This is a genomic window from Martinezella tropici (assembly GCF_008370325.1).
Lineage (GTDB): Bacteria > Pseudomonadota > Alphaproteobacteria > Rhizobiales > Rhizobiaceae > Rhizobium > Rhizobium tropici_B.
In genome coordinates, this window is the sequence record NZ_VNIP01000008.1 from 149475 (window position 1) to 169966 (window position 20492).

At 58.1% G+C, this 20492-nt stretch carries 19 protein-coding genes; 11 read left to right on the forward strand and 8 right to left on the reverse strand.

What is annotated here, in order from left to right; all coding sequences use genetic code 11:
• The first annotated feature begins 31 nt into the window (after window positions 1–31).
• The 5 genes from FP026_RS13795 to FP026_RS13815 all read left to right on the forward strand — a co-directional run bounded on the left by FP026_RS13795 (window position 32) and on the right by FP026_RS13815 (window position 7146).
• On the forward strand, window positions 32–1246 hold the full coding sequence (locus FP026_RS13795; protein ID WP_149635194.1) for a glycosyltransferase family protein: 1215 nt from the start codon (window positions 32–34) through the stop codon (window positions 1244–1246).
• Between the two features lie 11 nt (window positions 1247–1257).
• Window positions 1258–2523, forward strand: coding sequence for a glycosyltransferase family 4 protein (locus tag FP026_RS13800; RefSeq protein WP_188112598.1), 1266 nt, complete (start codon window positions 1258–1260; stop codon window positions 2521–2523).
• Window positions 2520–3665: a glycosyltransferase family protein gene (locus FP026_RS13805; RefSeq protein ID WP_149635196.1), complete on the forward strand. Its 1146-nt coding sequence runs from the start codon at window positions 2520–2522 to the stop codon at window positions 3663–3665. The genes FP026_RS13800 and FP026_RS13805 overlap by 4 nt, the downstream gene beginning before the upstream one ends.
• 236 nt (window positions 3666–3901) lie before the next feature.
• Window positions 3902–6616: an ABC transporter ATP-binding protein gene (locus FP026_RS13810; RefSeq protein ID WP_149635197.1), complete on the forward strand. Its 2715-nt coding sequence runs from the start codon at window positions 3902–3904 to the stop codon at window positions 6614–6616.
• A gap of 53 nt (window positions 6617–6669) precedes the next feature.
• The gene (locus tag FP026_RS13815; RefSeq protein ID WP_112342423.1) at window positions 6670–7146 is read left to right on the forward strand and encodes a cyclic nucleotide-binding domain-containing protein; all 477 of its coding nucleotides are present in this window, start codon (window positions 6670–6672) and stop codon (window positions 7144–7146) included.
• A 250-nt stretch (window positions 7147–7396) separates the two neighbouring features.
• Here FP026_RS13815 and FP026_RS13820 read toward each other — a convergent pair whose 3' ends face one another.
• From FP026_RS13820 to FP026_RS13850, 7 genes are all read right to left on the reverse strand, one after another.
• Window positions 7397–7729: a cytochrome C oxidase subunit IV family protein gene (locus FP026_RS13820; RefSeq protein WP_149635198.1), complete on the reverse strand. Its 333-nt coding sequence runs from the start codon at window positions 7727–7729 to the stop codon at window positions 7397–7399.
• 10 nt (window positions 7730–7739) lie between these two features.
• The gene (locus tag FP026_RS13825) at window positions 7740–8462 is read right to left on the reverse strand and encodes a heme-copper oxidase subunit III family protein (RefSeq protein WP_149635199.1); all 723 of its coding nucleotides are present in this window, start codon (window positions 8460–8462) and stop codon (window positions 7740–7742) included.
• A 12-nt stretch (window positions 8463–8474) separates the two neighbouring features.
• The gene (locus FP026_RS13830; RefSeq protein ID WP_149635200.1) at window positions 8475–9179 is read right to left on the reverse strand and encodes a cytochrome c oxidase subunit 3; all 705 of its coding nucleotides are present in this window, start codon (window positions 9177–9179) and stop codon (window positions 8475–8477) included.
• The gene (locus tag FP026_RS13835; protein WP_149635201.1) at window positions 9176–10954 is read right to left on the reverse strand and encodes a cytochrome c oxidase subunit I; all 1779 of its coding nucleotides are present in this window, start codon (window positions 10952–10954) and stop codon (window positions 9176–9178) included. The genes FP026_RS13830 and FP026_RS13835 overlap by 4 nt, the downstream gene beginning before the upstream one ends.
• Before the next feature lie 56 nt (window positions 10955–11010).
• Window positions 11011–11814, reverse strand: coding sequence for a cytochrome c oxidase subunit II (locus tag FP026_RS13840; RefSeq protein ID WP_149635202.1), 804 nt, complete (start codon window positions 11812–11814; stop codon window positions 11011–11013).
• Window positions 11815–11979: 165 nt separating this feature from the next.
• Entirely contained in the window at window positions 11980–12366 is a 387-nt protein-coding gene (locus tag FP026_RS13845) for a c-type cytochrome (RefSeq protein WP_149635203.1), read from the reverse strand.
• A gap of 478 nt (window positions 12367–12844) precedes the next feature.
• Entirely contained in the window at window positions 12845–13204 is a 360-nt protein-coding gene (locus tag FP026_RS13850; protein ID WP_149635204.1) for an SPW repeat protein, read from the reverse strand.
• A gap of 364 nt (window positions 13205–13568) precedes the next feature.
• Between FP026_RS13850 and FP026_RS13855 the strand changes: the two genes are divergently transcribed.
• The 3 genes from FP026_RS13855 to FP026_RS13865 all read left to right on the forward strand — a co-directional run bounded on the left by FP026_RS13855 (window position 13569) and on the right by FP026_RS13865 (window position 15165).
• Window positions 13569–14006, forward strand: a complete 438-nt coding sequence (locus tag FP026_RS13855; protein WP_149635205.1) for a curlin — start codon at window positions 13569–13571, stop codon at window positions 14004–14006.
• Between the two features lie 66 nt (window positions 14007–14072).
• A complete protein-coding gene (gene csgH / locus FP026_RS13860; RefSeq protein ID WP_149635206.1) occupies window positions 14073–14477 on the forward strand; it encodes a curli-like amyloid fiber formation chaperone CsgH in 405 nt (134 codons plus the stop codon).
• Window positions 14478–14748: 271 nt separating this feature from the next.
• Window positions 14749–15165: a curlin gene (locus tag FP026_RS13865; protein ID WP_149635207.1), complete on the forward strand. Its 417-nt coding sequence runs from the start codon at window positions 14749–14751 to the stop codon at window positions 15163–15165.
• Between the two features lie 94 nt (window positions 15166–15259).
• Here the strand turns inward: FP026_RS13865 and FP026_RS13870 are convergent, their stop codons facing one another.
• Entirely contained in the window at window positions 15260–17266 is a 2007-nt protein-coding gene (locus tag FP026_RS13870; RefSeq protein ID WP_149635208.1) for an ABC transporter ATP-binding protein/permease, read from the reverse strand.
• Window positions 17267–17432: 166 nt separating this feature from the next.
• Between FP026_RS13870 and FP026_RS13875 the strand changes: the two genes are divergently transcribed.
• The 3 genes from FP026_RS13875 (at window position 17433) to FP026_RS13885 (ending at window position 20273) form a co-directional block, all read left to right on the forward strand.
• A complete protein-coding gene (locus tag FP026_RS13875) occupies window positions 17433–17693 on the forward strand; it encodes a hypothetical protein (protein WP_149635752.1) in 261 nt (86 codons plus the stop codon).
• A gap of 318 nt (window positions 17694–18011) precedes the next feature.
• Window positions 18012–18461 carry a helix-turn-helix domain-containing protein gene (locus tag FP026_RS13880; RefSeq protein ID WP_246665336.1) on the forward strand — a complete coding sequence of 150 codons (450 nt, stop codon included), beginning with the start codon at window positions 18012–18014 and terminating at the stop codon, window positions 18459–18461.
• A 63-nt stretch (window positions 18462–18524) separates the two neighbouring features.
• Window positions 18525–20273, forward strand: a complete 1749-nt coding sequence (locus FP026_RS13885) for a hypothetical protein (protein ID WP_246665337.1) — start codon at window positions 18525–18527, stop codon at window positions 20271–20273.
• Window positions 20274–20492: the final 219 nt, after the last annotated feature.

Below are 20492 nucleotides of genomic sequence, written 5' to 3' on the forward strand. Positions count from 1 at the left end.
CGTATGACTTTTACCCCCAGAGGTTTTGCCAATGAAGCGGCGCTTAGAAGATGCTCGAATCCTCATGTACAGCCACGATACGTTCGGTCTCGGCCACCTGCGGCGATGCCGGACGATCGCGCATGCGCTCGTGGAGGATTATCGCGGGCTGAACGTGCTGATTATCTCCGGCGCGACGATTGCCGGGGCGTTCGATTATCGGTCTCGCGTGGATTTCGTCAAAGTTCCGAGCGTAATCAAGCTGCGTGACGGCGAATATACGTCGATGGCGAGCCATGTCGCGCTGCAGGAAACGCTGAAGATGCGGCAGTCGATCATCCGCCATACGGCGGAAACCTTTCAGCCGGATGTTTTCATCGTCGACAAGGAGCCTTTGGGCCTGAAGGGCGAGGTCGAGGAGACGCTGACCTATCTCAAGGCGCGCGGCACGACACTCGTCCTGGGCATGCGCGATGTCATGGATGCGCCGCACCTGCTGGAGGCGGAGTGGAAGAAAAACAACGTGCTGCAGAAGATCGATCAGTTCTATGACAGCGTCTGGGTCTACGGTCCGCCGGATTTCCATGACCCGCTTATCGGGCTCGACGTGCCCACGGGCGTGCGCCGGAAGATGGAATTTGTCGGCTTCTTGCAGCGCAGCGTTTCCACCCTGGGCACGAAATCCGAACATGTGCCCGACGAGGACTATATCCTGGTGACAACGGGCGGCGGCGGCGATGGCGCCGATCTGGTCAGCGATGTCGTCGGCGCTTTCGAACAGGACAGCTCCCTGACGCAGAAGACGCTGATCGTCCTCGGTCCCTATATGCCGGCCAAGGAGCGCGGCCAGCTCCTGGAGCGCGCCAGCAAGATCGACTGTCTGCAGGTGATCGAGTTCGACAACAAGATGGAAGAGCTGATCGCCGGCGCCAAGGCCGTCGTCGCCATGGGCGGTTACAACACCTATTGCGAGATCCTGTCTTTCGACAAGCCGGCGTTGATCATTCCGCGCACCCGCCCGCGCGAGGAACAGTTGATCCGCGCCCAGCGTGCCAGCGAGCTCGGCCTCGTCGATATGCTGCTGCCGGAGGAATCCGCCGATCCGAGGCAGCTTGCCGCCGCCCTGAAGCGCCTGCCGAACCGCGCGCCGCCTTCGGCGAGCAGCAGCAACATGCGCCTGGAAGGATTGGTGCATATTTCGCGCACCATCGGCGAGTGGTTCGATGATCGCGAGCGCTATACGCCGCTGTCGATCGTTGCCGAATAGATCATCGGAAGCTGTCGATGCGGAAGAAAATACTGGTGGTCCTCAAGGGCTATCCTCGCCTGTCTGAAACCTTCATTGCGCAGGAACTGCTTGGCTTGGAAGAGGCCGGCTTCGACCTGACGCTGATTTCGATGCGCAAGCCGACGGACAAGAAGCGCCATCCCGTCCATGACGAGATCAAGGCGCGTGTCGTCTATCTGCCGGAATATCTGCGCAACGAACCGCTAAGGGTGCTGCGGGCCTTCTTTGCAGGCATCGGCAAGCCGGGCTTCAGGCCGCTCGTGAAGCAATTCTGGGCCGACCTGAAGCGGGACATCACCCCAAACCGGGTGCGGCGCTTCGGCCAGGCATTGGTTCTGGCGCATGAATGGCCCGATGGCGGCGAATGGCTGCATGCGCATTTCATCCATACGCCGGCTTCGGTAACTTCCTATGCCAGCATCATGACAGGCATTTCCTGGACTTGCTCGGCGCATGCCAAGGATATCTGGACGTCGCCGGACTGGGAGCTTTCGGAAAAGCTCGGTCGAGCCCGCTGGACGGTGACCTGCACGCGCACCGGTTTCGAGCACATGCGCGATCTGATCCAGACGGATGACAAAGTCTATCTGAGCTATCATGGCCTGGATCTCGATCGCTTCGCTCCCTTCGCCGGCGATCATTCCGATCGGGATGGCACGGACGCCTCCGATCCCGCCCTCATTCTCAGCGTCGGGCGCGCAGTGGAGAAGAAGGGATACGACGTCTTGCTGAAGGCGCTGGCGCTGTTGCCCGGCGATCTCAACTGGCGCTTTACCCACATCGGCGGCGGCGATGGGCTGGCAAAGCTGAAGACATTGGCCGACACGCTCGGTATTGCCGATCGCCTCACCTGGAAGGGCGCGCTGGCACAGGAGGATGTGCTTGCCCATTATCGTCAGGCCGATATCTTCGCGCTTGCTTGCCGCGTTGCGGCCGATGGCGATCGCGACGGCCTGCCGAACGTGCTCGTGGAAGCGTCGAGCCAGCGTCTTGTCTGCGTTTCCACCAATGTCTCTGGCGTTCCCGAATTGATCGAGGATGGCGAGAACGGCCTTGTCGTTCCATCCGAGGATCCGCAGGCGCTCGCCGTGGCGCTGGAAACGGCCATTCGCAACCCGGCGCTGCGCCATAAGCTCGCGGAATCGGCCGAAAGGCGGGTGCGCGAGCATTTCGACTATCATGCCAGCATCCGGCAATTGACGCGGCTATTCGAGGAGCAGTGGCAAAGGGAAGATCAATGGCGGAAATCCGCATGACGGCCCCGCATTCCCAACCCTTGCGCGTTTTCTTCTACGTTCAGCATCTGCTCGGCATCGGCCATCTGGCGCGTGCCAGCCGCATTGCCAGTGCCTTGGCGAAGGATGGCTGCCATGTGACCGTCGTCACCGGCGGCATACCGGTGAATGGCTTCCCCGCAGCGGATGTCACCTCGGTCACATTGCCTGCCGTCGTCGCCAGCAGCGCCGGGTTTTCCGGCCTGGCCGATCAGGCTGGCAATCCCGTCGGCGAAGATTTTCTGTCGCGCCGCCGCGATCTGCTGCTGGATGCGTTCCGGCAGGCTGCACCCGATGTCGTCGTCATCGAGGCCTTTCCCTTCGGCCGCAGACAGATGCGTTTCGAACTCCTGCCGCTGCTCGACGCCGTTGCCAAGGCAGATCCGAAACCGAGGCTTTACACCTCGGTGCGCGATATTCTGCAGCAACAGAAAAAGCCGGGCCGGGACGAAGAGACGGTCAGCCTGCTTCGCGATCACTTCGATGGCGTGCTCGTTCACGGCGACCCGCATTTCGTCCGGCTGGAGGAAACCTTTCCCTTGACCGAGGCGATCGCCGATAAGATTGCCTATACCGGCCTTGTCGCGCCTGCCTTGCCGCCGGAGCCTGCCGAAACCTTCGATATCGTCGTATCGGCCGGCGGCGGCGCCGTCGGGCGTGATCTCATCCGCTCATCGCTGGAGGCGGCGAGCCGCGTGGCGACCGATCGCCGCTGGCTTTTGATCGCCGGGCCGAACCTGCCCGAACAGGATTATGACGATCTCGCCAGGAACGCGCCCGGCAATGTCGAGCTTGTTCGCTTCCGCAAGGATTTTCCATCTCTGCTGCGGGGGGCGGCGCTGTCGATCTCGCAAGCCGGCTATAATACGGTCGGTGATCTTCTCGTCGCCGGTTGCCGCGCCATTCTGGTTCCCTTCACGGCTGGCGGCGAAACGGAGCAATCCGTCAGGGCCGAGCGGCTGGAAAGACTGGGCTTGGCATTGGCCCTGCCGGAGGCGGGGCTGACGACCGAATTGCTGGTCGCAGCCGTGAAGACCGCGCTGTCGCGGCCCAAGCCGAGCAGCCCGGACATCGATCTCGGCGGTGCCGCCAGAACCTCGGCTATCCTGCGCCAAATCACATAGAGGAAGGCGCGGCTGATATCGGAGGCATCCTGTCGTTTTATCCTCCTGGATTCCTGCAATCTTGTGATATAAATCGAAAAATCGATGAATCGGGAGGAGCGTGGACGAAGGACCGGGCGGTTCCCCTTTTCACAATGGGGCCACGTATCCGCAACGAAATCTTCCCGCATCTCTGCAACATCGGTGCCGGCATCAGGCCGGCGCTGGGCGTTGAATCTGAAAGCCTGCAGTAAGCAATGGAAAAAAGCCTAGCGCGTTACATTTGGTCGAACACCCGGCTGGAGCAGATCTGGATACTGCTGGTCGTTGCGGCGTCGATGATCCCGTACTTTCTGTCCTTCGACCTGCCCAAGCAGATCGTCAACGGGCCGATCCAGGGCAAGGGTTTCGAGCATCCTGGCGAGACCCAGACGTTCATGCACATCGCTTTCGATGTGCCGCTGCTCGGCCATATCGAGGTTTTTCAGGGCATTCAACTGACCCGCATGTGGATGCTCGTTGCGCTGAGCATGGTGTTCCTGGCGCTCGTCGTCCTCAACGGCCTCTTCAAGCTCTATATCAATACCTATAAGGGGCGGCTGGGCGAGCGCATGCTGCGGCGCATCCGCTTCGAGCTGATCGATCGCGTGCTGCGGTTCCCCCCGATCCATTTCAAGCGGGTGAAACCGGCGGAAATCGCCACCATGATCAAGGACGAAGTGGAGCCGATGGGCGGCTTCACCGGCGATGCCTTCGTGCAGCCCGCCCTTCTCGGCGGCCAGGCAGTGACGGCGCTCGTCTTCATCATCATGCAGAATTTCTGGCTCGGTATGATCGCCGCCGCCATTGTCGCGGTGCAGGCAATCGTCATTCCCCGCATGCGCAAGCGGCTTCTGGAGCTTGGCCGCCAGCGCCAGCTGACGGCGCGCGAGCTTTCCGGCCGTGTCGGCGAGATCGTCGATGGCATCGGCACCATCCATGCCAACGACACCACCAATTTAGAGCGCGCCGATATCGCCCATCGGCTCGGATTGATCTTTTCGATCCGCTACGATCTCTACCAGTGGAAGTTTTTGGTGAAATTCATCAATAATTTCCTCGCGCAGGTCACGCCCTTCCTGTTCTATCTGATCGGCGGTTTCCTCGCGTTGCAGGGCCGATTGGACATCGGTCAGCTCGTCGCCGTCATCAATGCCTACAAGGACCTCCCCGGACCGCTGAAGGAACTGATCGATTGGGACCAGTCGCGTCAGGACGTTCAGGTCAAATACAATCAGGTGGTCGAGCAGTTCAGCGTCGACCATTTGATCGATCCGAAAATCCAGGTCCTCTCGCATGCGCCCGCCGGGCGTATCACTCATTCCCTCGTTGCCACCAACGTGACCGTCGTCGACGATAGCGGCGCGCGCGTGCTCGATCATGTTTCGGTCGAAATCAATCCCGGGGAAAGGGTAGCGATCGTTGGCGACAGCGGTGCGGGCGGCGAATATCTGGCAGAGGCATTCGGGCGCCTGATCTGGCCGGACAGCGGCCGCGTCTCGATCGATGGCCGCGATATCCTCGAATTGCCGGAATCGATAACCGGGCGACGCATTGCCTACGCCTCGTCGGAGACTTTCTTCTTCCATGGCACCTTGCGCAGCAATCTGCTTTATGGCCTCAAGCATGCGCCACTCATCGCTCCCGTCTATACCGACGACGAGGCTACCAAAGCCAAATGGCGTGTGATGGAAGCGCGCCGTGCCGCCAATCCGGAATTCGATCTCAACGGCGACTGGGTCGATTATGCGGCTGCTGGCGCCACCGGGCCGGATGATATCTATTCGGTGATCCGCCCGGTTCTCGATGCTGTTGCCATGTCTCAGGATATCTTCGACATGGCGCTGCGCTCGAATGTCGATGCGGCAGCACACGAAGATCTGACGTCGCGCATCGTCGAGTTGCGTCAGGCACTGCGGTCGCGGCTTGAGGAAGAGAAGCTCGAGGACCTCGTCGTCCCCTTCCAGTTCGACGCGTACAATCCGCAGGCGACGGTCGGCGAAAATCTGCTGTTCGGCACGCTGAAGCGGCCGCAGATGACCAATCGCAAGCTGGCTGCACATCCTTATTTCCGGCAGATATTCGCCGAAACCGGGCTCGTGTCAGACCTCTACGACATGGGCCTGGAGATTGCCGAAAACGCGGTCGAGCTTTTCACCGACCTGCCGCCGGATCATCCGTTCTTCCAGCAGCTGACCTTCATGACGGCGGAGGATATTCCGACCTACGAGGCACTGCTTCAGAAGCTGAACGGCAAGGGATATGAGGCGGCGACCGACGATGAACGCGCGGCCATCATCCGCCTGAGCTTCTCCTATATCGAACCGCGTCACCGCTTCGGTCTTCTGACCCAGATTCTGATGGAAAAAATCGTCCAGGCGCGGGCGAAGTTCTACGAGAACATCCCGGCCGATCTTACCAAGGTCATCGAGCGCTATGATCCGGAACGCTTTACCGCGTCGGCGACCTTGATGGACAACGTGCTGTTCGGCCGCATCGCCCATCAGCAGGCCAATGCCCCGGAGCGCATCCACCAGATCATGTATGATGTCTTTGGCCGCCTCGGCATGCATGACAGCGTCCTGTCGATCGGCCTGGATTTCGATGTCGGCTCGGGGGGCAAGCGCCTGACGAATGTGCAGCGCCAGAAGCTCAATCTCGGCCGCGCGCTGTTGAAACGTGCGGATTACATCATCTGCAACCGTCCGCTGCCGGCGCTCGATCATCGCGTTCAGGACCAGATTGCGAGAGCCATCCTGGGCGAATTCGACAGCGACGGATACGCGCCGGCAATCATCTGGGTATTGTCCAATCCGAGCTTTGCCGAATTGTTCGACCGTGTTCTGGTCTTCGATCATGGGAGCCTTGTCGAAAGCGGCTCTACAACCGATCTTTTAGAGAAAAACGGTATGTTCAAAGAACTGTTATCGTAATATCCTATCTCGACAGTGGCGTCTGGGGCCGAACACTGGGGGTACCGAAGCTCATGCTTCTAAAAGACGAAGTTGAAATGCTGAAGCGAGTGCCGATTTTTTCGCGCATCGCGCCCGCGAAATTGAAACTATTGGCGTTTACGTCCGATCGCGTCAGCTATAATGCTGGCCAAACCCTGTTTCATCAGGGTGATCAGGGAGATGCCGCCTACGTTGTTCTTTCCGGAACTGCTGATATTCTCGTCGATAGCCCGGCCGGCGAGATCAAGGTTGCCGAAGTCGACGTGAATTCCATCGTCGGCGAAATCGCTATCCTCTGTGACGTCTCCCGCACCGCCACGGTAAAGGCTACCTCCAGGCTTGAGGCATTGAAGATCAGCAAGGAGCATTTTCTGAAGCTGCTCAGCGATTTTCCGGAAATGGCCGTCGAGATCATGCGCGTGCTTGCCGACCGTCTCAACCATACGACCTCGGAACTGACCGCCGTCCGCAGCCGCCTCAACCAGCCGCAGTCGATGGCCACGCATTGAGATCGAGGTGTCGAGCGGCTCGACCTATGGCGTCGCGTCCTTGACGAGGCCGTAGGTCTCCCGCCGGCCTGTGGCTTGCGCCATGGCTTGGTCGATCTCATGATGACCCAGCCTGCCTCTGATCCTGGTCCAGAGCAGTTGCTTCACGACTCACAAAGCAACATCTAAGGCGAACGGTGGGCTTGCTCATCCGTCCAGGCAAAGTCGACCTTATTTCAAGGATGATGGTTGGCAGATGGTGCTGGGCACGCTACGGACCGGCGCCGAAAAAGGCGAGCCGGGTAAGCGCCGTATAGTGCGATTCCGACACCATCAGAGCGACGAAGACAAGCACCAGGACCGGCGGAACCAGGATGGCGTAGATCAACGCCAGCCGTTCCCAGGCCATGTGCATGAAAATGGCGACGATCAGCCCCGCTTTCAGGATCATGAACAGCAGGATCAGGGACCATCTGAGATAGCCCTGAATGCCGAGATAGTCGACAAGGTAGGAGAAAGTGCTGAGGACGAAAAGCAGTCCCCAAACCACCATGTATAGTTTTATCGGATGCTGCTGCCCGGAATGTGCCTGCGCCTGTGTCATGATGCCATCCTCACCACAGATAGAAGAACGCAAAGATGAATACCCAGACCAGATCGACGAAGTGCCAGTATAGTCCCGTGATTTCGACGATCTCATAACTGCCCTTGCGGCTGGTGAAGAACCCCCGCCTTTCCTGGTCGAAATCTCCCCTCCATACCTTGCGTGCCATGATCAGAAGAAAAAGGACTCCGATCGAGACGTGGGTGCCGTGGAAGCCGGTGATCATGAAGAAGGACGAACCGAACTGCGCCGCTCCCCATGGGTTTTCCCAGGGGCGGACTCCCTCCCTGATCAGCTTGGTCCATTCGAATGCCTGCATTCCGACAAATGTCGCGCCGAGAGCCGCCGTCGCCAACATCAATGCGGCGGTCTTGCGGCGATCGCGGCGGTATCCGAAGTTGACGGCCATGGCCATCGTGCCGCTGCTGCTGATGAGGACGAAGGTCATGATGGCAATCAGGATCAGCGGGATTTCCTTGCCTCCGATCGTGAGCGCAAAAACCTCGCTGGGATTGGGCCAGGCGACGATGGTCGACATGCGCGCCGTCATATAGGCCAGCAGGAAGCAGCCGAAAATGAAGGTATCGCTCAGAAGGAAGATCCACATCATCGCCTTGCCCCAGGAGACGTTCTTGAACGCTCGCTGGTCCGACGACAGGTCAGCCGCGACGCCGCGCAGTCCCACGGGCGGCAGAAGTGGATCACTTGTCGGTCTTTCTATGGATTCGGTCATCATCGAGGCTCCTCAACTGACCAATTGACGGCAGAGATCGACGAAACTATTTGCCCAGCCGGCAAAGAGCGCAAAAAGGATCAGCCAGACAACGAGCATGAAATGCCAATAAATGGTGCAGAGATCCACGCTCAGGCGGACTTTCGCCACCGCGGTGCTGGTCCGGGCGCGGATCGTCGTCCGCCCGAGCACGAAAAGCCCGCCCAGAATGTGCAGGCCGTGCAGTCCGGTGATCATGTAGAAGAAGCTGTTCGATGGGTTATCGGCGAGCACGTAGCCTGCCGCAACCAATTGCCGCCACGCCAGAACCTGTCCAGCCAGAAAGAGAACCGCCAGTGCGAAGGCCACCGCAAGAGCAGTGTTCAGCATCTCGCTGCGGTCGAGGCGGGCTTCGGTTTTCGCCCACTGCAGCGCGACGCTGCTGGCGGCAAGGGCGGCCGTATTCACCCAAAGCAGCCGAGGGATCGGAATGCTCCACCAGTCGGTGCCGCTGAGGCGCGTAAGATAGGCGCTGATGAGCAGCGCGAACAAGGCGCCGACGACGGCAAGAAAGATGCCGAGCCCGACTTTCGCCGTGGTCGCCGATGATCCACGCATGTCGGGCGCATCGCCTGCCAGGCCCGTTTCCAGCCAGGGCTTCGAGGTCAGCCGCTGCCTTGCCATCCACCAGGCGATGATGCCGGCAATCCCCGCCATGAAGATGAGAATGGCGCTCATGACAACGCCCTTTCTGACGGCCCGCTCGAGGCCGGCTGGTTTTGCGGCAGGAAGTCCTGATCCGCTCCGGGAACACTGTAGTCATACGGCCAGCGGTAGACGATCGGCAGCTCCTTGCCCCAATTTCCGTGGGCTGGCGGCGTTTGCGGCGTCTGCCATTCCAATGTCGTTGCCCGCCATGGATTGCCGCCCGCCTGCCTGCCCCAGCGAAGACTCCAGGCGAGATTGAACAGGAACAGAAGCTGCGCGGCGCCGACGACCAGCGCAGCAACGGTGATGAACATATTCAGCGTATGCGCCGACGGCGGAATGAAGGCCGTTTCGCCCAGCTCATAATAGCGGCGCGGCACGCCCATGAGGCCAAGGTAGTGCATCGGGAAAAAGATCGCATAGGCGCCGAGAAAGGTGATCCAGAAGTGGATTTGGCCCATTGTTACGTTCAGCATGCGACCGGTGATTTTCGGATACCAATGATGAATTGCGCCGAAGATCACCAGGATCGGCGCAACCCCCATCACCATATGGAAATGAGCAACCACGAACATGGTGTCGGATAGCGGCACGTCGACGACGACGTTACCGAGAAAGAGGCCGGTCAGTCCGCCATTGATGAATGTGACGATGAATGCCAGGGCAAACAGCATCGGCAATGTCAGATGGATATCGCCGCGCCAGAGCGTCAGCACCCAGTTATAGACCTTGATCGCCGTCGGGATGGCGATGATCAAGGTCGTGGTCGCAAAAAAGAACCCGAAGTTCGGGTTCATGCCGCTGACATACATATGATGGGCCCACACGACGAAGCTCAGGGCCGCAATGATGACGATCGCCCAGACCATCATCCGGTAGCCGAAGATGTTCTTGCGCGCATGGGTGCTGATCAGATCCGAGACGATGCCGAAGGCAGGAAGGGCAACGATATAGACCTCCGGATGCCCGAAGAACCAGAACAGATGCTGGAATAGGATGGGACTGCCGCCTCCTTGCTGCAACTGCTGGCCCATCTCGACGATGGCGGGCATGAAGAAGCTTGTGCCGAGCAAGCGGTCGAATAACATCATGACAGCGGCGACGAAGAGCGCCGGGAAGGCAAGAAGCGCCATGACGGTCGCGGTAAATATACCCCATACCGTCAGTGGCATTCGCATCAGCGTCATGCCGCGGGTGCGTCCCTGCAGCACCGTGACGACATAGTTCAACCCGCCCATGGTGAAGCCGATGATGAACAGGATCAGCGATGACAGCATCAGAATGATGCCCCAGTCGCGCCCTCCCGGTGTACCCGACAGAAGAGCCTGCGGCGGATAGAGTGTCCAGCCGGCGCCCGTCGGCCCGCCGGGCGCGAAGAAGCCAACGACCAGCACGATGACCGCAAGCAGATAGAGCCAGTAGCTCAGCATGTTCGCATAGGGAAACACCATGTCGCGCGCGCCGAGCATCAAGGGGATCAGATAGTTGCCGAAGCCGCCGAGGAACAGCGCCGTCAGCAGGTAGATCACCATGATCATGCCGTGCATGGTGATGAACTGATAATAATGCTCCGCATCGATGAAGGAGAAATAGCCGGGAAAGCCGAGCTGCAGCCGCATCAGCCAGGACAGCACCAGCGCCACCATGCCGATCGAGATGGCGGTCAAAGAGTACTGAATAGCGATGATCTTGGCATCCTGGCTGAAGACATATCTCGTCCACCAGCTTTTCGGATGATAAAGCTCTACATCCTCGACTTCAGCAGGCCGGATGACCTGCTCGATGCCGGAACCAATCTCGACCATATTCCTTCCTCCCTGTTTCCTCCGATGCGGTATTCCTCCTCAGCTGCGCATGGCACTTACTTTTGCGCCGAGGCCAGCGATTTCGAGAAAGTCGGCTGTTGCTGCAGCCAGGCTTGATAGGCTGTGTCGGTATCGACGATGACGGTGCCGCGCATCTGCGGATGACCAACGCCGCACAACTCCGCGCAGAGAACCTCGAAGGTTCCCGTTCGCGTCGGTGTGAACCAAAAATAGGTCACCGTGCCGGGAATCATGTCCATCTTTGCCCGGAATTCCGGTACGTAGAAATCGTGCAGAACGTCGATCGAGCGCAGAAGCATCTTCACCGACTTGCCGGCCGGTATATGCAACTCACCGCCTTCGACGATGACGTCGTCCAAACCCGCAGGATCATTCTTGTCCAAACCGAGCGGGTTGTCCGGAGTAACATCGCGCGTGTTCGCGCGCCCAAGGCGCCCGTCCGCGCCCGGCAGCCGGAAACTCCATTGCCATTGCTGACTGACGACTTCGACCTCGCTGGCACCGGCCGGGACCGTGACGAACTGATTCCACACGAACAGGCCCGGTGCGAGCATCGCAGCCACACCGATTGCGGTTCCTCCGGCGAGCCACCATTCCAACCGCTTGTTTTCGGGCTGGTATGCCGCCTGGCTTCCTGTGCGGTGTCTGAAACGGAAGACACAATAGGCTATGAACAGCACAACGGCTGCGAAAACGAAGCCGGTGATCCAGAACGTGATGACAATCGTGTTGTCGATATAGCTCCAATTCGACGCGATCGGCGTCCACCACCAGGGGCTCAGCAGATGGAATGCAATTGATCCCACCACCAGCAGAACGAGAATCAATACGACAGCCATCGTCTCCTCCCTGACTCGGCCGAGAACGTTTCCACAATCTGATCGCGAAACGTTTTAGTATTATCTCATGAACAAATCACCCGGGCAATTGCGGCAAAAGTAGTGGTTTAATCCAGCGGAACCGCATGGAGTGCACCAACGCCGCGGCCGGATGGTGGCAACTCGCTATTTGGAGTATTGCTTCAAATAGGCGATCAGATTGGTAATCTCGGTATCGTCCTTCAGCCCGACGAAGGTCATTTTCGTACCCTTCACCTTCGCCTTGGGGTCGTGCAGATAGTCGCGGAGCGAGGTCTCGTTCCAAACAAGGCCGCCCTTGCCCGCCTCCTGCATGGCCGGCGAATAGGCAAAATTAGGGTGTGTTCCAGCCGTCCTGCCGAACAGACCGTTGAGCGAGGGGCCGATCTTGTTCTGGTCCGTTTCGGCGATATGACAGATGGCGCATTTCTTGAAAACGGTGGCTCCCGCCGTGACGTCACCTTCCTGTGCAAAGGCGACAACTGGTAAAGCAACGGCGGGAAGCAGACAGTTCAGAAGAAAACGGTAAGACATGGCAATCCTCTTTCTCTCCATCGCTGTTCCAATCTATACGTCGAACCGCAACCGGTGGTCATAAACCTATCAAATCTCGTTGCCTTTGTCGCCTATTCCTTAAATTAGATAGTCGTCATTCCTTGCGCCGGAGCAATCGACGATTTCGAACGTGGAGATGTTGAAGACGATGCCCGCCCATGGCGGTAAAGTCTTGCCATGGAGGGGCGCGTAGTCGGCTCGTGACGGTGGAACACTGAACCGGGGCTTCCAAGCAGTCTGAAGTGCCTGGAAGCTGACATTGGTTCTATAGAGGTCTGACCCGCTAACATTGATTCACATTAGTGCTAGCGGTGCTCATGATCCATTCTCGATCCGCCTTCTCACCCAGGACGAAGGCGGAACCTGTTTCAAAGCTTGGACTGACACCAGCTGGACGGTCGCTAGATACTGCCGCCTTATGCAGCAGATCTAATCGATATCAGGCTCGTGTCCGTAGTTAAGCGTGGGCATGCGGATGATGAACATCCCAGACTACCCAGAGTGATGCACCGGCAATGAGCACGCCGAGAACGGTATCCGTCCACATCGCGCTTGCATTGGGGGCAAAACTAAGCAGCCAGGGAGATGCAATCAGCCAAAGACCGAGTACCAGACTGGCCCATTCCTCCCATTCAGCGAATACTGAAAGCGCAGCAACCGCAAACACGCCCAACAGGGCGGCAACGATCCATGCGTTCCAAGTGGGTATCATCTCAGCTGTGAAACCGAAGATCCACGGGGAGACAAACAGACACGCCGCCAGGAGCAGGTTTACCCAATCCAGCATTCTTTTTCTTTCCATCAGAGAGATTGCCATAACAACTTCCTCCCAATAAGAAGCCTAGTGTTGGCTACACTTAGCGTGAACTTCACGCCTAAGTATATATGTGGTTACTATCGTTTCAATTTCAAGATAACGCGTGAGCGATACTTTCGGCATTGTGTCCAAAATTTCAGCTGTAATGGATGCTGCCATCTCCAGCTCCGCTTTCAAGAAGCGAACAGGCGGGGAAAAATTCCGCCGTAACGTGACACATGGCCGTGATTTCCTCGCCTGTTGCTCTGGATGACGCAGATCGCTGAATTTTGGATGAACACTGTCTTCAGCATCCGTTCTGGACACGAGGCCTACAAAGGAGCCGTTCAACCGCGGTCACGTCCGCATCGAAGGAGGGGTCAAAATGATCCGCAAGTCCATTATCCGCACGCTTCTTGCTTTCGCCGTCGGCGCTATCGTCATCACCCCGGCAATGGCCAACGACGTGCGCATCGAACAGTATGGCTGGCAGAACTCCGCCGGCGGCGCGCAGAACGGCCACAGGAACCGTGTTCGGTTTTATCAGGATGGACGCTACAATACCGCCATCGGCCAGCAATACGGCAATCGCAATCTGTCGGCCGTCGGGCAAGAGGGCGACAACAACTACGGAGCCACCTATCAGTACGGCAACCGCAACGTGGCCGGCATCGGACAGTTTGGCTCAAATCATACCGCTATTCTGACGCAGGATGGCAACGGCAACATCGCAGCCGGTGTCCAGGTCGGGCATGGTTGCAATGCCGATGTGAGCCAAGGCGGCAACGGGAATGTTGCCGCGTTCGTCCAGACCTGCCCTTGACCTTTACGCAACGGGCCGGGACCTGTGGTTCCCGGCCTCGTTCTTGCCACGACAAGGAGGCAATCCATGGTTAACTCAGGCAGACGCTTTCCCATCACCGCAGCGATGACGCTCGCCGGATTGATCGCCGCTGGCGCGAGCGCTGCCGTTCTCGATACCGACAGCTCGGGCACGGCGCCAATTCGCTGCGAAATTCGCGAGAAGATTCAAGGTGATACAATATTCTTGGAGCCGCTTGTACATTCCGACAGGGAAATAAGCGGCACCTACGATATCAGCGTATCCGGCGGAGGGGAGGGAGGCTCCTCGAACGTCCAGCAGGGCGGTGAATTTTCAGCGGTGGCCGGCCGCACGACGTCGCTCGGTCGAATAAGTGTCAGCGCGGGCGGCGCCCTTTACGATGTGAAGCTCAAGGTGACGGCCCCTGGCGCGAATGTCAGCTGCAGCAAACAGGTGACTGGCGTCTTTTAAAGATATTCTAGGAAAAGCGCGCAGCGGCTTTCCGTCCGGAATCGCGCGGGAGTATGCAGTGGAGCCATTCAGCGATTTCCTGAACCGCTGGATGGTTCTTTTTGTCTGGTTGCTGCAATCGAACCCCAAGCCCATGGATGGTTTGGGCTCCTTCCGTCTTCCTTTATCTGCGCAGTTAAATGGCTGCTGAACAATGTCTTCTGACCTGGTTCAGCTTGGTTTTGCCAGAGTGGCGCATCGGCTGATGACGGCCGGATCAGGAGAGGCAATCATGAATAGCAAGCTCGCCAACACTCTAGGAATCGCCACCGTTGCTGTATTGCTTGGCATTTCGGCGCAGGCAAGCCCTGCCATGGCTGGCGGCTCGATCGCATTTTACCTTTCGCCTCGGACGACACAGGATGCCGAAGCGATGGACCTCGGTTTGCGGGCCTATTCGCTCTACAACGGGCTGCGTGGGGGCGCTCATATCCGTCAGCTCGGCCGAAACAATCTTGCCGGCATCGGGCAGAATGGACGAGACAATCTCGGTATCGTCCGCCAGGAAGGCAGTGGTCATTCCGCGACCCTGCAGCAGAACGGCAGCGACAACTCCTATGGCATCTTCCAGTTTGGAAGAAATACCGACACGCAAGTCGTGCAGAACGGCGACAGGCAAAGTGGGGCGGCGCTGCTGTTTGGTTGGTAGAATCTCGTCGATGAACTGCTCTTGTCCCGAACGCCAAGACACGACTTCTCACTGGGGCTTCCCAAGCTCTTCCAAAATCCCGACCGGGCTGACATCAACTTCTGTTCTGGCGTCGTGCCGCTTTATTCTGGGTCACGCTGTGTCTCGGTAGAGAACGCCGATCTTTCAGGAGGTGCAAAAACAGATTCCGTTTTCTCCCGCGCTGAACGAGATCAATGTCACTGACAAGCTTTGCGCCACCCGCGCGTCGCTCCAGGGTGATCTTGCGGCTATGGAAGGCTTCCAGCTCGGCGCGATGCGCCACGCTTATGATGGTGATCTTCGGCAATTCACGGATCACCATCTCCATCATCTTGTCCTGGCTCTTCTCATCGAGTGCCGATGTTGCTTCATCGAGCACGATGATATCGGGATCGTGCAGCAGGAGACGCGCAAATGCGAGCCGCTGCTTTTCGCCGCCCGACAATGTCTGGTCCCATGGGGCCTCTTCCTCGATCTTGTCGTTCAGATAATCGAGTGCCACTTTATCAAGAGCTGTCTTGATCTCATCCATTGTCCAGCTGTCAGCGGCGCGGGGATAGGCGACCGCCCGGCGAAGTGTCCCGGAAGGAATGTAAGGCCGCTGCGGCAGCATGAACAAACGTCTGTCGGCGTGGAAGTTGACGCTGCCGCCACCCCACGGCCAAAGACCTGCGATGGCCCGCACGAGCGTGCTCTTTCCTGTGCCGGATTCTCCGGCTACGAGCACCCGCTCTCCGGGTTCGATCACGACTTGAGTTTCCTTGACCACGGCGGTGCCGTCGTCCAGCGACACGGAGAGATCGTTCAGGCTGAGCATGGCATCGCCTTCGGCTTCACCATGCTTGATGCGGCCCAGCGTGTCGCTCTTTTCCGCGCGCTCAAGCCCGTCGAGCGACATCATCAGCGAAGCGACGCGCCGTGCACAGGCGTTCCAATCGGCGAGGCGTGGGTAGTTGTCGACCAGCCATCCGAATGCGCTCTGAACGATGGCGAAGGCGGAAGCTGCCTGCATGACCTGTCCGAGCGTCATGCTGCCTTCGAGAAATTTAGGCGCGCAAAGCAAAACCGGCACGACAGGCGCGAACAGGCTCGACCCCTGCGACACTAGTGTAGTGCGCATATGTTGGTGCGCAAGGAGCGCCCATTGCCTGAGCACGTTGGCGAAGGTCTTGTCGAGGTCGTTACGCTCCTCCTCTTCGCCGCCGAGCAATGCGATGCTCTCGCCGTTTTCCCGCACATGCGTCAGCGTGTAGCGAAATTCGGCTTCTGCCTGATTTTTGACTTCGGAGACGTGGACGAAATGGCGGCCAATGACCGCCATCGAGCTGGAGGTGATCGCGGCATAGAGCACCGCGGTGATGACGAGGAAGCCAGGAATAGTGATTGTCGAACCTGCGATTGCCAGGGTCAGGGCGCCGCCGATCGTCCAGAGCACCACGATGAAGGTCGAGGCTGACAGAAAGGCGGAAATGACACCGGCGATGAAATCCACCGGCGCTTCCGTGGCAATCCGCAAATCCTCCGCGATGCGCGCCTCCGGGTTCTTGTGATCGCCACCGATAAGGTTCAGCTGATAGTAGCGGCCGTTTGCCAGCCAGCGCGCGATGAGCGCAGTGGTGAGCCAGGACCGCCAGCGGCGCTGAATTGCCATTCGCAGCGATACTTGGACAACGACAAGAGCCACGCTTCCGAGTACGAGGGGCAGGAACATAGCGCTTAGAAAATATACGGTATGGGCGTTGCGCTGCTCTATCGCGTCAAAAATTGCGCGATTCCAGATGTTGATCCCATACTGGAAGCAGACATTGGTGCCGATCAGGATCAATAGGCCCATTGAGCACGGCCACGCGAGCCCATCACCGCCGTGGCCCCAATAACCTCGCGCGCTCATCCAGAAGCGCCTCAGCAAATACCTTTTACGCGCCTGCTCTGCTTCTTCGGGTGTCAACTCCGGATCGGGTTCAATGAAACTTGGTGGGGGCTCGACCTCGATAGTCGATGCCTTCCCTTGGCGCGACCTCTTGGCACCATGCTGTTTGGTACCGTCGACCGATTTCTGTTTGGATTTAGCGCCGGTCATAAGCACGACAACGGCTTAAAAATCAAAAAGTTTCATGAAGGCCAGTGTTGGTTTGGCATCGAAGGGTTCACCGGCAGGCCGTCCCGCAAAATGACAGTGCGGCTGTTTGGCGACCTGGGGGAACCGTCCATCGCAAATGGCGTTTCAGTATCAGGAGGAATTCACCATGTGCCCGCAAAAGCCAATGACTGCACCGGTCTGCGCGCCCGGATTCGGGTTGCCGAACCCCATACAATATTACCCTCAGCAATTGCCCCCTCTCGCCCCTTCAGAAAGCGAGAAAGAGGCGTATGAGCAGGGAATCAAAGCTGGAAAGCGTGAGGCGGAAAACAAAGAGAACCCCTATCCCGCCGGGAGCGAACGGGCCAAAGCTTATGAGCATGGCTACCTTGATGGTCAGAAGATCCGATTCGCAGATATGTTTTAGCGATGGACGATTTAGGGCGCGCTGCACGAAAGGTGAGCATGGAACGGGCACGGCACATCTAAGGCGACTTGCCCGCCGTTCGACGCTTGGTCGTTGCCTCGATTTAGATTTCAGCGATCCGGGAAATCGAACCCGCTAAAGTAGTGTTGGGGCACCGACAGACGCGCTTTGCGGACTCAAAACTATTTTTATCGATACTTGGCGCAGGTTACCATGCTATCAATCACCGTAATCAGGGATTTTACTAGCTTTTCAGAATAGCAATCGGAATCTTTTAACACAGCGCAAAGTTGATTTTGAATACTCTGCTGGAAGGTTGTGAATTTCAGTAAAAGCTGCGAACATGAAAGTAGTTTCTCTTCTGACGGTTTCTTCATGGACAAAAAGCCGGATGCGCTCGATGTTGACGTTGGATCACGCATTCGACTGCGCCGGGAAGAATTGTCCATTGCGCCGGGTGTATTGGCCGAGAGGCTTTGCATAAGTCCTCGGCAGCTAGAGAAATACGAATGCGGCATCGAAAAAATCGGTGCCGATCGCCTTCTGCGCATTTCGGAAGTGCTCGGTATCCCGGTCACGTTTTTCTTCAGAAGCACATCGGATAACGCCCTTCCTTCGACGGAGAGGCTAGCTAATTTTCGTTTTACTAAACATCATGAGAGCGCTCTGCAGACGGCTTTATCCGCGCTTGATGACAAGCGGTTGCGGGCAAGGGTGCTCGCTTTTGTGCAATCAACCGACCGAACCCGACAACGAGCGCTGATCTAGAAGATGAAATTTCATTTAACGACACTCGGCAGTTGCGCCCTTTATGATGAGAAGGGTGATCGCATGAACGTGCCAAAACAGGCGCTGCTCATGCTTGCCTATCTCTACGATTGCCGACGATCGATGCCACGGAAGGATCTGGCGGCTTTTCTCTGGCCTGGCGACCTTCAGGCTGCCGGCGCCAATTTGAGGTCGACCCTTCTGCGTTTGGCGACTGCGACGTCCAAATCATCCAGGCCGCTGGTCAGCGGTGTTGCGACGAGCCTCGCATTGAACGTCGATGCATTGCAGTGCGATCTGGATGCCGTCGAAAATGCGTCGGGCGTTGCCAGGCTTAGCGCGCTCGCCGATGCCGTTGCCAAGAATTTTTTGCCCGCTTACGGCAATGGCTCCGGATCCGTGGCCGTCTGGGTACGCGACGTCCGGGCACGGCTTGCGGGGGAGCTGCGAGCGGAATTCTTCAAAACAATGAGCCAACCCTCCTGGACCCAAAATCGCGGCGAATTGAAGCGCGCAGCCATGCTTCTGCTGGACAGGGACCAGACCGATGATGAGGTCAGGGTGGCGCTCGGCGAGAAAATCACGTCTTACAGTCAGTTGATTGTCGGACCGAAGGATCCGAATTCAAACCATCCGGCTCAAGATATGCTTCCGGTTGCCGCCGACAGCCAAATACCGCGTATCGCCTTGCTTCCGCCTGAGACGCTGGAGGATTCGGAGCGAGCCGGATCGGTCGCAAATGCGGTTATCGAGGACCTGACGATCAGTCTTTGCGTCGATCGAAGCGTATCCGTAGTCGCTCCCTATACCGCCGAGCAGATCCGCTCCTCAAATGACAAGGCCGGGCTCCTCAAGCAGCATAATGTGGTCTACGCGCTCGATACGAAGAGGACAGGCGACAGCCTTTTCGCGCAGCTGATTTTCATGCCGCGGGACGAAATTGTCTGGGCAACGCGCGTCCAGCTGGATAGCGCGGCCATAACGGAACATCGCAACGCGATCGCCACTGCCATCCAGAATTCCCTCATCGAGCGTGTGGGCGCCTTCCACCACATAGTTTCCGATTTTAGCTGCAAGCCTCAGGCCTATTTTGCCTATCTCGAGGGCGTGCAATGCCTATCTCGCTTAGGCCTTCAGAATGTCCGCCGCGCGCGCAAGCATTTCAAGCAGGCTCTCGAGCATGAGCGGGGTTTTGCCGCGGCTCTTGCAGGCATCGCTAGAACCTTGACGATGGAATGGGTCCTGACGGCCCGCGGTGATGGCGAGCTGTTGCATCAGGCGGAGAAAATGGCGGCGGATGCAATCCGTGATGACAGCCAGTTCGCCGGAGGCTTCAAGGAAATCGGCGTAGCCCGGCTCTACCGTGGCAATATCGACGGCAGCCTCGAGGCCTTGTCGAATGCTGAAGACCTTAGCCCGCACTATGCGGATGTGATTTGCAGCCACGCCGACAGTCTCACCCATGGCGCCAATCCGAAAGCGGCATTGGCGAAGGTTGCAACCGCGCTCGATCTCAATCCGCTTGCCCCGGACTACTATTATTGGACCGCAGCAGGAGCCAGCTATTTCCTTGGAGACTATACCGAAGCATTGGCCTATTTGGACAAAATGAGAGATCCAGGACCTGCAAGCAGGCTCGCGGCGGCAAGCTGGGCAATGCAGGGGGATCTTGCGAAGGCCAAGATGTATCGACAGCGCGCCTTGCGCGACAATCCGAATTTCGATCTTGAGGCATGGCTTGCCATGATTCCAAACAAGGAAAAGTGGCAGACGGAGCATTATAGGGAGGGCCTACTGAAGGCCGGTTTTTGAAAGGAAGAGATAATGGCAGGCGCAGTTTTGATTGGGATTAAGGGCGAAAAGGGACTTTGGCTGGTTGACCTCGAAAAAGGGACTGCCGTCCGGTACACGCGGCGGTTGTCTGGCGATTTGGCGAAGGCTGAATCGTGGCGGGCCAAAGGGGTCAGAGTGGAGAAAGATGTCGATTTCGCTGTGGCGTTAAGGTCGGCAAGCTCCGCGGCCTCAGGCCTT